13 protein-coding genes are annotated in these 12,427 nt (G+C 39.1%); 6 read left to right on the top strand and 7 right to left on the bottom strand.

The features are described 5' to 3' along the window. Position 1: 1 nt before the first annotated feature. The gene (locus tag INP93_RS04810) at positions 2-220 is read right to left on the bottom strand and encodes a YejL family protein (protein ID WP_005698664.1); all 219 of its coding nucleotides are present in this window, start codon (positions 218-220) and stop codon (positions 2-4) included. Positions 221-358: 138 nt separating this feature from the next. On the opposite strand from INP93_RS04810, the gene yejK reads away from it, so the two are divergent. The 4 genes from yejK to cpxA all read left to right on the top strand — a co-directional run bounded on the left by yejK (position 359) and on the right by cpxA (position 4,028). After that, the gene (yejK, locus tag INP93_RS04805) at positions 359-1,375 is read left to right on the top strand and encodes a nucleoid-associated protein YejK (protein WP_197545287.1); all 1,017 of its coding nucleotides are present in this window, start codon (positions 359-361) and stop codon (positions 1,373-1,375) included. Between the two features lie 62 nt (positions 1,376-1,437). After that, positions 1,438-1,851: an outer membrane protein assembly factor BamE gene (gene bamE / locus INP93_RS04800; protein WP_197545286.1), complete on the top strand. Its 414-nt coding sequence runs from the start codon at positions 1,438-1,440 to the stop codon at positions 1,849-1,851. A gap of 63 nt (positions 1,852-1,914) precedes the next feature. Beyond that, positions 1,915-2,625, top strand: a complete 711-nt coding sequence (locus INP93_RS04795; RefSeq protein ID WP_197545285.1) for a response regulator — start codon at positions 1,915-1,917, stop codon at positions 2,623-2,625. After that, the gene (gene cpxA, locus INP93_RS04790; RefSeq protein WP_197545284.1) at positions 2,625-4,028 is read left to right on the top strand and encodes an envelope stress sensor histidine kinase CpxA; all 1,404 of its coding nucleotides are present in this window, start codon (positions 2,625-2,627) and stop codon (positions 4,026-4,028) included. The genes INP93_RS04795 and cpxA overlap by 1 nt, the downstream gene beginning before the upstream one ends. Positions 4,029-4,065: 37 nt before the next feature. On the opposite strand, the gene INP93_RS04785 is transcribed toward cpxA, so the two are convergent. Beyond that, on the bottom strand, positions 4,066-6,234 hold the full coding sequence (locus tag INP93_RS04785) for a heavy metal translocating P-type ATPase (RefSeq protein WP_197545283.1): 2,169 nt from the start codon (positions 6,232-6,234) through the stop codon (positions 4,066-4,068). Then, entirely contained in the window at positions 6,221-6,430 is a 210-nt protein-coding gene (locus tag INP93_RS04780) for a heavy-metal-associated domain-containing protein (protein ID WP_197542862.1), read from the bottom strand. The genes INP93_RS04785 and INP93_RS04780 overlap by 14 nt, the downstream gene beginning before the upstream one ends. An 80-nt stretch (positions 6,431-6,510) precedes the next feature. Between INP93_RS04780 and cueR the strand changes: the two genes are divergently transcribed. Further along, entirely contained in the window at positions 6,511-6,897 is a 387-nt protein-coding gene (gene cueR / locus INP93_RS04775) for a Cu(I)-responsive transcriptional regulator (RefSeq protein WP_005699815.1), read from the top strand. A 1-nt stretch (position 6,898) separates the two neighbouring features. On the opposite strand, the gene metJ is transcribed toward cueR, so the two are convergent. Further along, positions 6,899-7,216, bottom strand: a complete 318-nt coding sequence (gene metJ, locus INP93_RS04770; protein ID WP_005696757.1) for a met regulon transcriptional regulator MetJ — start codon at positions 7,214-7,216, stop codon at positions 6,899-6,901. Between the two features lie 226 nt (positions 7,217-7,442). On the opposite strand from metJ, the gene aqpZ reads away from it, so the two are divergent. Continuing rightward, positions 7,443-8,132, top strand: a complete 690-nt coding sequence (aqpZ, locus tag INP93_RS04765; protein ID WP_197545282.1) for an aquaporin Z — start codon at positions 7,443-7,445, stop codon at positions 8,130-8,132. Between the two features lie 112 nt (positions 8,133-8,244). Here aqpZ and galU read toward each other — a convergent pair whose 3' ends face one another. From galU to alaS, 3 genes are all read right to left on the bottom strand, one after another. Next, positions 8,245-9,132, bottom strand: coding sequence for a UTP--glucose-1-phosphate uridylyltransferase GalU (gene galU / locus INP93_RS04760; protein ID WP_197545281.1), 888 nt, complete (start codon positions 9,130-9,132; stop codon positions 8,245-8,247). A 223-nt stretch (positions 9,133-9,355) separates the two neighbouring features. Continuing rightward, positions 9,356-9,547, bottom strand: a complete 192-nt coding sequence (csrA, locus tag INP93_RS04755) for a carbon storage regulator CsrA (RefSeq protein WP_014064854.1) — start codon at positions 9,545-9,547, stop codon at positions 9,356-9,358. 78 nt (positions 9,548-9,625) lie between these two features. Beyond that, positions 9,626-12,250: an alanine--tRNA ligase gene (alaS, locus tag INP93_RS04750; protein WP_197545280.1), complete on the bottom strand. Its 2,625-nt coding sequence runs from the start codon at positions 12,248-12,250 to the stop codon at positions 9,626-9,628. Positions 12,251-12,427: the final 177 nt, after the last annotated feature.

Genomic DNA, 12,427 nt, shown 5'->3' with positions numbered 1-12,427 from the left:
TTTATTTTATTTTTACCGAATTCATTAGAGAGTTGGCAAAGGCTTGAGCTAAAGCTTCACGCTGTGCGGCTGGCACGCTAGTGGTCAATAAATTACTGGCCATATTGCCTAAAGCGATAAGAGAAAGATCAACGGGCGCTTTGTGAGTTTCAAGCACGCTAATCATGTCATTAATGATGGCATTAACTTGCCCATCGGAATACTTTGAATGTTGAGCCATTTGGAATGTTTAAGCCTGTTCTAAATACAAAAAACTTCCCATATCATACCCGATAATTTGTCCAATCTGAATAATTTCTTTTTTCTTGCTTAAAAAGTGCGGTTATAATTTAAGGTAAATTTTACGAAGGAAAAAATTATGAGAATTACGGTTAATCAAATCGTGCTACATCAATTAATTAAGCACGCTGAAAATGAAACCACTACCATGGAAAGCGTGTTGCGTGATGAACTTCTCACCATTACGCCGGAAGTCGAACAAATGATGTTGCAATTACATCAAGGTTATCAAAATAAAGGCAAAGCATTTGGTGTCTTCCAAGAGAATTCCATTTTTGCACAAGATCTGAATCGTTTATTAGAAAATGAAATCGACTTTTTAAATTTCAGCCAACAATCCACAAAATTATTAGCACAAGAATTGGGCAAATATAATTTTGCAGACAGCGGTACGCTTATCCTATGCCAATATAACTTTTTAGCGACGGATTACCTATTCATCGCACTATTAGATAGTCGTATCAGCATGTTAGTTGACGAAAATCTTGAAATTCGCCGTACGGAATATCTAGATATCACACAATTTGATATTGCGGCACGTATCAACTTAACGGATTTACAAGTAAACGCAAACTCAAACCGTTATCTCACCTTCATTAAAGGTCGTGTTGGTCGTAAAATTAGTGACTTCTTTATGGATTTCTTAGGTGCAGAAGAAGGGTTAAATCCACAAGTTCAAAACCAATGCCTCTTACAAGCAGTCAGTGACTACTGTGAACAAGGTGAATTGAACAAAGAACAAACTCAAGCAGTAAAAAAACAGGTCTTTGAATACTGTAAAGGCCAATTAGCAAGCGGTGATGAAATTGCCTTAACTGAACTTTCAGCGAATTTGCCGACTCTAAACGAGCGCCCTTTTGTCACCTTTACAGAAGAGCAAGATTACGGCTTGGAGGAAACCATTCCACCAGTACGCTCAGCCTTAAAAACATTAACGAAATTTTCGGGGTCGGGTAAAGGTGTGACATTAAGTTTTGATGCGGATTTATTAAATAACCGTATTGAATGGGATCCTCTTACAGATACTTTAACAATCAAAGGGATACCACCAAATCTGAAAGATCAACTTCAAAAAGCATTAAAGTGCGATAATTAATTTGGCAAGATCATAAAGTTTCGGTATCATTCGACATAACTTTGCAGTAAAAGGTAAAAAATATGCAATTAAGAACATTTTTAGGTGCAGTTGTTTTAGCATTAAGTTTAACTTCTTGTTCAACAGTGCAAAAAGTCGTTTATCGTATTGATGTTCCACAAGGTAACTATTTAGAAGCAGCGACTGTGGCGCAAGTTAAACCAGGCATGACCGCACAACAAGTACAATATTTGCTTGGCACACCGGTTTTAATCGATCCTTATAGTAACCTAACTTGGTATTACGTGTTCTTAGAACAACACTCTTACCAAAAACCTGAACAGCACACATTTACAGTAAAATTCGATCAGAATGGTTTAGTAAGCAGTGCTGAATTAGATAAGCCATTACCTGAAGTGGCAAAACAAGACGAAAATAATACTATTATCAGCACTCCTGAAAACGCAGGTAAGAAAAGCTGGTGGAAATTCTGGTAATCATTAAAAAATAACACCTGCTTGTCATATCAAGCAGGTTCGTTGTATTACAAGGGAATTAAAATGTCAAAGATTCTATTAGTTGATGATGATATTGAACTAACAGATTTACTTGCTGAAGTTTTACGACTGACTGGTTTTGAAGTTGAAGTTGCCAATAATGGTCAAGAAGCGTTAGACAAGCTGAATGCAAGCCACCAGTTAGTTTTATTAGATATCATGATGCCTGTATTAAACGGCATTGAAACACTCAAGAAAATTCGCCAAACATCAAATGTCCCTGTGATGATGCTTACCGCACGTGGTGAAGAGATCGATCGTGTTCTTGGGTTAGAACTCGGTGCCGATGACTATTTACCAAAACCATTTAACGATCGTGAACTAGTTGCTCGTATTAAAGCCATTTTACGTCGTGCTACACCAACAGAAAAAGAAAATACACAAAATTCGACCGCACTTTCATCAGAAGAAAATACATTAGAATTCTGTGGTTTAGTGCTTCATTCTGGTCTTCAACAAGCTTCTTATAACGGTCAAGATCTTGGTCTAACCGGCTCTGAATTTGCTCTACTTCATAAACTGGTACTTCGCCCTGGACAAATTGTCTCTCGCGAAGAATTAAGCATGAATGTACTTGGCAAACACCTTTCTCCTTTTGATCGCTCGATTGATATGCATATGTCAAACTTGCGCAAAAAACTCCCAGAAAGAGACAATGGCTTACCGTGGCTTAAAACGCTACGTGGTCGTGGTTACTTGTTGGTTTGTGAATAATGCTTATCAAGAAATTCAGTTTAAATCAGCTCACGATACGCACATTTACCGTTTTTTGGTTGGCATTCTTTGCCATGACCGCACTTTTGGTCGCACTCCCTTATTTTGATAGCCGCTTATATTCTGACTTGAATCAAAATGAAATATCGAGCTATCAAAAGAAACTCGTTGAATCCATTCGTAACAATAGAATCACCGGTATCCTCGCTGGCGTACCAGTGCTTCCAACCGATAAATTTGACTCTGCTCGTCCTGTCATCATGACACCGGAAAAAGAAATTTTTGGTGCTTTAGGCGAAGAAAGAATGCATATTGCTCAGTTCGCCCAAGAGTCCAGTAACTTTGCCCAACCACAACGTAAAACCTTTAAAGATATTCAAATTGCAGGACCTTTTAAAGTCTATATTGGTGACGCTGAACAATCCTCCGAATTATTCTTTGTGTCTCGTGCAAACGGCCAACAAGAAATTTTACGGTATATGCTTGACCATCCCTGGGTCTTATTACTCTTAACCTTAATTATTACAACGCCTTTACTTTGGTGGTTTACGCATACCATCGTCAAACCTATTACCAATTTACAAAAGGCGGCTAATAGCGTGGCGTTAGGAAACTTTAAGGTTGATAATGAATTAGCAAATCATGGTCCAGCAGAATTACGAGAAGTAGGACAAAGTTTTAACAAGATGTCGATTGCGATTGATAATCTCATTTCGAATCAACACAATCTGCTTTCATCTATTTCTCATGAATTAAAAACACCGTTGACGCGTTTGCAACTTTCCACTGCTCTGGTTCGTCACCAAACGGGTGATATTGAGCCAGTTAAACGCATTGAGAAAGAAATCCAACGAATGGACAAAATGATTAGCGAGTTGTTACTCATTTCTCGTCAACAAATGCATTCTCAAATGGAGCATAATTTATTCCCTATCAATCAGCTTTGGGATGATGTGATAAAAGATGCCTTATTTGAAGCTGAACAGCGCCATATTACCTGCGATATCAATATTTCTATTTTACATCCTGAAAAACATATGATTTATGGCAACCTAAGTTTGCTCACCAGTGCGATTGAAAATATTATTCGAAACGCCTTGAAATACACGAAAGATCGTATTTTCTTAACCATTGATTTACATAAAAATGAACAGGATGATAATTGTCTGCAAATTCGAGTAGATGATAATGGCTTGGGATTACCACCAGAAGAATTTGATAAAATCTTTAAACCATTCTATCGAGTTGATGAAACCAGAACACGTGCCACTGGCGGAACAGGACTAGGTTTAACAATTGTCTATAATGTAGTGAATGAACACAATGGAAAAGTATGGGCGGAATCCAGTAATTTAGGTGGACTTGCCGTCACGATTCAACTTCCAGTATGGAAACAAAGTTAGTTCAAACAAAAGGCGATATTTTCATATCGCCTTTTTCTTATCTAATTTTCACTCGTTTTAATCGCAATGCATTGGATAGCACAGAAAGTGAACTCATCGCCATTGCTGCGCCCGCTAATACAGGACTTAAATAGCCCAATGCGGCAAGTGGAATACCTAGTACATTGTAAATGAGAGCAAAGAATAAGTTTTGCTTAATATTCTTTAATGTTGCTCTGGAAATCATTAACCCATCAACTAACTGATCAACTGAATGCTGCATGAGTGTCGCCGATGCAGTTTGTTCTGCTACATCAGAACCCGATTTCATCGCAAAGCTTACGTTAGCCATTGCTAATGCGGGTGCATCATTCACACCATCACCAACCATTGCGACCACTTTGCCTTGCTGACGTAATCTCTCAATATAAGTCGCTTTGTCACGTGGACTGCAATTACCCTGTGCAGTTTTCACACCTACTTGCTGGGCAACATAATCAACGACAGATTGTTGATCACCACTCATCATCACCACATCAATATTATGTTGATGTAAGCGTTGAATCGCTTGCAAACTATCCTCTTTTAGACTGTCTGCTAATGCAAAAGCACCGATTGGACTGTTATCTACAGATACCGCAACAATACTCGCAATTTGCCAAATTTGAGGCATATTATCTGGTAAGGTTAATTCACAATAAGTCGGCTTACCGACTTTAACCAAACCTATTCCGTCAATATGAGCTGAGATGCCCATACCCACTTCTGAATGAACTGAAAGTGCGGTCGGAATTTCAAGTGATTTTTCCTGCGCAGCCAGGACTATCGCTTTAGCTAAAGGATGATTGGCATTTTGCTCAACGGAAGCCGTAATACGATACAAATCTTCCTCAGAATAGACCGCACTTTGTGGTTGCCAAACAGCGGCAATTTTGAGCTCTCCTTGAGTTAGCGTTCCTGTTTTGTCTAATACCACCGTATCCACATGCGCCGCCTCTTCCATAGATGCCGCATCTTTAAACCAAATCCCTGCATTGACTGCTTTGCCCATACCGACCATTATGGCAGCAGGTGTGGCAAGCCCTAATGCGCAAGGACAAGCGATAACTAACACAGCAACCGAATGAATTAAGGCGGTAACCCAATCTCCTTTTATCCACCAGGTTAATCCAAATGTTATCGCGGAAATCAATAACACGGCAGGTACAAATACAGCAGCAACTTTATCAGCAAAACGAGCAATCGGCGCTTTTGTACCTTGCGCTTCTGAGAGCGCTTTCATCATATCGCCCAATAGGGTTTGCTGACCGAGTTGATTGGCTCGATAAATAAGGCTACCTTGTGTCACCATTGCCCCCGCAAGCACAGGACTTTGAGACATTTTTTCTAATGGTTGAGATTCACCGGTTAAATGACTCTCATCGCACCAACCACTCCCCTGTTCAACTACGCCATCAGCTGCAATACGTTCACCTTGATTAGCTCGTAAAATATCGCCTATTTTTACTTGATCGAGAGGAATCGTCTCCCAATGATTTTCACGTTGAACACTGACTTGTTTTGGGGTGAGTTGTAATAATAGCCCTAAACTGTTTAAGCTTTGTTTCTTCGTTCTTTCCTCAAGAAATTTCCCTAGGCTGACAAAACCAATTACCATCACCGATACTTCAAAATAGACATGAGATGCGCCATCATGCCCCATTGACTGATGATAAAACAGCATAAAGGCCGAATAGAGATAAATCACCAACGTACCAGTACTCACGAGTACATCCATATTGGCCAAACCACCTCGAATACTACCAATCGCACCTTTATAAAAAGGAATGGCTAACCAAAGTTGCACAATGCTCGCAAGAACAAATTGCCACATTGGTGGAATCATCCAAGAATGATGATTAAACATCATCCCGATCATTCCGATTAAAAAAGGAATGTTAATGAACAAAAGCAACCATAAACGCGGACTAATCTTCGTTTCATTAGGTGCGCTAGGCAGCACATTTTGCTTTAGAATGCCATTAAATCCCGCTTTTTGAATAATTGTCAAAATATCTTGTTCTGAAGCCTGAGATGAATCAAATACTACGTGCGCTTCCTCTGCCGCAAAATTCACGCCCGCTTCAGAGACAAAATCATTTCGATTCAATACTTTCTCAATCCGATTAGCACAGGATTGGCAGGTCATCCCCTCGATTTGAATGGCTATTTTTTTATTCTGTTGCATAAAAACCTGCGTCTTCAATTGTTTCAATTAATTGTGCAATACTAACCGCACTTTCATCAAAGGTAATCACCGCTTTACCGTCATCAAGTGTTACTACGGCTTTTTCTACGCCATTAAGTTCTTCCAACACTCTTGTGACGCTTTTCACACAACCACCACAAGTCATTCCTGTTACATGTAATGTAATTGATTTCATATTTACTCCTTAATTATTGATATAGATTGAAATTAAGCTTACTATAAACCTTAACATAAGGTTAAGGTCAAGGATTTTTTATGAACATTAGTGAAGTGGCAAAATTAGTGGGTTTATCAAGTAAACAAATTCGAGATTATGAGAAGTCTGGCTTATTAAAGCCTGCACAAAGAAGCCTTTCCGGTTATCGTCATTATGAAGAAAAGGATTTAGAGCGATTACGTTTTATTCGCCACTCTCGAGATGTAGGGTTTTCACTCCAACAAATTCACCAACTTTTGCAATTACAGGATAATCCCAATCGTAGTAGCCGAGAAGTTAAAGCACTCACTACGCAGCATATTAAAACATTGAATGAGCAAATTCATCACTTGCAAAAAATGGTAGAGGAATTGGAACGATGGCATAACGCTTGTCAGGGCAATGATTGCCCTGAATGCAGTATTTTAGAAGGATTAAAAGGATAAATTAATATTCCCAGCTTTCAGGATCAATACCCAAATCGCGCATGATTTCTTTGGCATTTTCAGGAATCTCATCATGACGCTCTTTCATTAAATCTGCATCAGTCGGTAATGGCTGACCAGTAAAAGCATGTAAGAATGCCTCACAAAGCAATTCACTATTTGTTGCATGGCGCAAACTTTTCAACTGACGACGCGTACGCTCATTCGTCAAAATTTCCAATACTTTAATTGGAATAGAAACGGTAATTTTTTTGACCTGTTCGCTCTTTTTGCCATGCTCTGCATAAGGGCTAATATATTTGCCATCCCAGTTTGCCATAATGCACCTTAAATAACCTGATAATTTATCCGTATTTTAATGAAAAATAAGCAAAATGACAATCTAGACGGCTAAAAGTATAGCATGCTATTTCCCTTACATTTACTTACAAACATTTACAATAATTTGCAGAACCAAAACCCCTTATCTTTGACTAAATGCCTGTTGCATTCGCAATACATTATTGTTATTTGAAATAACGACATATTTAATATTGAGGTCTATTATGTCAAAAAAACTTTTTGCTGAATTCTTCGGCACATTTTGGTTAGTTTTCGGTGGTTGTGGTAGTGCAATCTTTGCCGCTTCTGTCAACCTAGGTATCGGTTATGTGGGCGTTGCATTTGCCTTCGGTTTAACCGTATTAACCATGGCTTACGCTGTAGGTCACATTTCTGGTGGTCACTTTAACCCTGCTGTAACACTTGGTTTAGTGGCTGGCGGTCGTTTCTCTGCGAAGGATGCCCTTCCATACATCGTTTCTCAAGTAGTTGGTGGTTTAGTAGCCGGTGCTGCACTTTATCTTATCGCATCAGGTAAAGTTGGCTTTGATGTTACTGCAGGTTTTGCATCTAACGGTTATGGTGAGCATTCTCCTGAAGGTTATTCTTTAGAAGCGGTATTCGTAGCGGAAGTATTATTGACTGCATTCTTCTTATTAATCATCATGGGTTCAACGCATAAAAATGCAGCTGCAGGTTTTGCGCCAATCGCAATTGGTTTAGGTTTAACTTTAATCCACTTAATCAGCATTCCTGTATCAAATACCTCTGTAAACCCGGCTCGTAGTACTGCAGTTGCGGTATTCCAAGGTTCTTGGGCAATCGACCAATTATGGTTATTCTGGGTTGCGCCGATTATCGGTGGTATTTTAGGTGGTATTATCTACCGCACTTTATTAGCGAAAAATAACTAAGATTTCGTTTCATAGAAAAAAGAAGGCATCATCACGATGCCTTCTTCTTTATCTTTTATATCATATAATCCAAATATATAAATAAAAACCACCTTTCGGTGGTTTCAGTCAATTATAAAGTTTTTACAAGATCTTTTAGGAAAGCTTTAAACTCTTTACCTAATTTATCATGACGAAGACCATATTCTACAAAAGCTTCCATATAGCCAATCTTGTCACCACAGTCAAAGCTTCTGCCTGTCATATGGAACGCTTCAACGATCTCTTTCTCAATAAGCATATCGATTGCATCCGTTAATTGAATTTCATCACCCACACCAACTGGTGTTTTTTCTAATAAATCCCAAATCGCCGCAGAGAATACATAACGACCTACAACCGCAAGATTTGATGGAGCTTCTTCAACAGATGGTTTTTCAACAATGCTATTAATTTTAACGCTCTCACCGCCTTTTAACTCTACACCACCACAATCCGCAATACCATAGCTACTCACTTCATCAGCTGCAACAGGCGCTACCATAATTTGGCTTGCTTGTGTTTCTTTAAAACGTTTAATCATTGCTGAAAGATTTTCTTTCTTTTGATTTGCTGTAAAATCCGCTAAAAGCACATCAGGTAACACGACTGCAAATGGCTCGTTTCCAACAACTGGACGACCACATAACACCGCATGACCTAAACCTTTCGCATTCCCTTGGCGAACGTGCATGATGGTTACATCTTTAGGGCAAATAGAACGCACCTCTTCTAGAAGCTGACGTTTAACACGCTTCTCAAGCATGGTTTCCAACTCAAAAGACGTATCAAAATGGTTTTCAATCGCATTTTTAGAAGAATGTGTGACTAACACGATTTCTTTGATGCCTGCTGCAACACACTCATTCACAACATATTGAATCAGTGGTTTATCTACAAGCGTTAACATTTCTTTTGGAATCGCTTTTGTTGCTGGCAACATACGGGTGCCGAGACCGGCTACAGGAATAATTGCTTTCATTAGATTTCCTTTTTGTTTAAATATTCAATGACCACACTTCTGTAACACAAAAGTGCGGTCATTATTTATTAAATTTTGATAGATTTAAGTTGGAAAAGTTCCTTCTCTACCTTTATAACTCAAATTTCCGTTATTTAAAATCTTGCAAACCAATGGGTTTAATTTTTGAAAAAACGTTAATTAAATTATAAATAGAATGTAAAACATTCATAAAACTCTAGGTCTAAGATGCCTCATCTATATGTTCATCTTTTGACTGCAGAATTCGTTGGTAAATTTCCTCTCGGTGAACAGATACTTCTTTAGGCGCTTGCACACCGAGTTTGACTTGGTTTCCACGTACACTCAAAACCGTGATAGAAATATCGTCTCCAATGAGAACACTTTCGCCAACTTTTCGAGTTAAGATTAACATCTTTTATCTCCTTAGTTTGCATTTATTAGATATCCCTATCAATCAAGTAAAGATCGGCATCCCACCGACCTGCTTGTACTACAGATTATTGCTTAACCAGTTTTGTGCGACAGTTAATGCTAGATTCACATTTTCTGGTTGGGAGCCTCCTGCCATTGCCATATCAGGGCGACCACCGCCTTTCCCACCGACTTGCTGAGCCATTAAATTCACTAGCTCACCAGCCTTCACTTTAGTAGTTAAATCGCTTGTTACGCCAACGACGAGGTTGACTTTATCATCTAAAATAGATGCAAATACAATTACGCCTGAACCAAGTTGATTTTTTAAATCATCAACCATCACACGTAACGATTTAGTTTCAATTCCGTCTAGTTGATGTACGATTACAGAAACATCATTAATTTTAATCGCACTTTTCACTAAATCGGAACCCGCTTGCATTGCGGCTTTTTCTTTTAATCCTTGTAATTCTTTTTCTGCTTTCTTCGCTTTATCTTGAAGTTGCTGAATTTTCTCAACAAGGGTATTAACGTCAGATTTAAACAAATCTGCACTTTGAGTAAGAATACGTTGTTGGTTATGTAACCAATTAATTGCATTTTCACCCGTTACCGCTTCAATACGACGAACACCTGCTGCAACTGCAGTTTCCGCCACAATTTTAAATAAACCGATATCACCGGTACGTTTAGCATGAATGCCACCACAAAGTTCAACGGAGAAATCACCCATTGTTAAAACACGTACCACATCAGCATATTTTTCACCGAATAACGCCATTGCACCTTTTGCTTTTGCCGCTTCGATATCCATTACGTCCGTTTGAACCACAAAATTCTCACGTACTTTTTGGTTTACCAACGTTTCAATTTCGTTAAGTTGTGCTTTGGTAATCGCTTCCGGATGAGCAAAGTCAAAACGTAGCGCAGCATCAGATACTAATGATCCTTTTTGCACTACATGGTGACCTAAAACTTGACGCAATGCGGCGTGTAATAAGTGTGTTGCAGAATGGTTAAGTGACGTTTGATGACGTCTTGCTGCATCCACAACCGCATTGACTGTTTGTCCGACTTTTAAACTGCCTTGTTCTAACTCACCAATATGACCGAATACTTGACCATATTTTTGAGTATCTTTTACATTAAACTGAACATCTTGAGAAGTTAAATAACCGCTGTCACCAATTTGACCACCTGATTCCGCATAGAATGGAGTATTTTCTAAAATCACCACGGCACTTTGGCCTGCAGTAATACTCTCTACTGATTTTCCATCATGGAAAAGTGCGGTCACTTTGGCTAAAGATTCTGATTCAGTATAACCTTCAAATTTTGTTTCGCCTTCTACACGAATAACATTGTTGTAATCCATGCCGAATTGGCTTGCAGATTGTGCGCGTAAGCGTTGTGCTTCCATTTCACGCTCAAAACCTGCTTCATCAATTGCAATATCACGCTCACGACATACATCTGCCGTTAAATCAAGTGGGAAGCCATAAGTATCATAAAGTTTAAAGGCAACTTCACCTGACAACACACCATCTTTCACTTGAGCAAGCGCATCGTCTAATAAGCTTAATCCGCGCTCTAATGTACGAGCAAATTGCTCTTCTTCTAAACGAAGTAATTTTTCGACATTGGCTTGTTTTTCTTTAACTTCTTTGCCTGCTTCCGCCATGACTTCAATTAAGGTTGGCACAAGTTTATAGAAGAACGCTTCTTTAGCACCTAATAAGTGGCCATGACGCACTGCTCGACGGATAATACGACGTAATACATAACCACGGCCTTCGTTTGATGGAATCACGCCATCTGCAATTAAATATGCACAAGAACGAATGTGGTCAGCAATTACGCGTAATGATTTATTAGTTAAATCTGTTGTTCCTACGATTTCTGCTGTTTTTGCAATTAATTTTTGGAAAATATCGATCTCATAGTTAGAGTTTACGTGCTGTAATACAGCAGAAATACGCTCTAAACCCATTCCAGTATCAACCGATGGACGTGGTAATTTTTCCATTGTACCGTCTGCTTGACGGTTAAATTGCATGAATACCACGTTCCAAATTTCGATATAGCGGTCACCATCTTCTTCCGGAGAGCCTGGAGGGCCACCCCAAATGTGATCACCGTGATCGTAGAAAATTTCAGTACATGGACCACAAGGACCTGTGTCACCCATTGCCCAGAAGTTATCTGATGCATAAGGCGCACCTTTGTTATCACCGATACGAATAATACGTTCTGCTGGCACACCAACTTCTTTATGCCAAATATCATAAGCTTCATTATCGGTTTCATACACGGTTACCCATAATTTTTCTTTTGGTAACCCGAGCCATTGTGGAGAAGTCAAATACTCCCAGGCAAAATTAATCGCATCATGTTTGAAATAGTCGCCAAAACTGAAGTTGCCGAGCATTTCAAAGAAAGTATGGTGACGAGCTGTATAACCTACGTTTTCTAAGTCATTATGCTTACCACCTGCGCGCACACAACGTTGTGCAGTTGTCGCACGTGAGTAAGGACGTTTGTCCATACCAAGGAACACGTCTTTAAATTGGTTCATCCCGGCATTGGTAAAAAGCAATGTCGGATCGTTTTCAGGCACAAGTGAACTACTTGCGACGACCTGATGCCCCTTGCTATGGAAAAAATCAAGGAATGACTGTCTAATTTCTGCTGTTGTTTTCATTGATAAAACCTTGTGTCTCTATCTCGATCACGATTTATAAAAAAGCTCACTATTCTTGCATATTTTGACCTAGAGAAAAAGGCTTTTTCACTGATCTTAAAAAAGAAAACCGCACTCTACTGCATTAATTGAGAAGTGCGGTTAAAATTTACGTTATTTTAGTAGGGCTAAAAATAA

Origin of the sequence: Haemophilus parainfluenzae (assembly GCF_014931415.1) — a bacterium.
Classification (GTDB): domain Bacteria; phylum Pseudomonadota; class Gammaproteobacteria; order Enterobacterales; family Pasteurellaceae; genus Haemophilus_D; species Haemophilus_D parainfluenzae_AF.
This window is presented reverse-complemented; position numbering and strand designations above follow the sequence as displayed.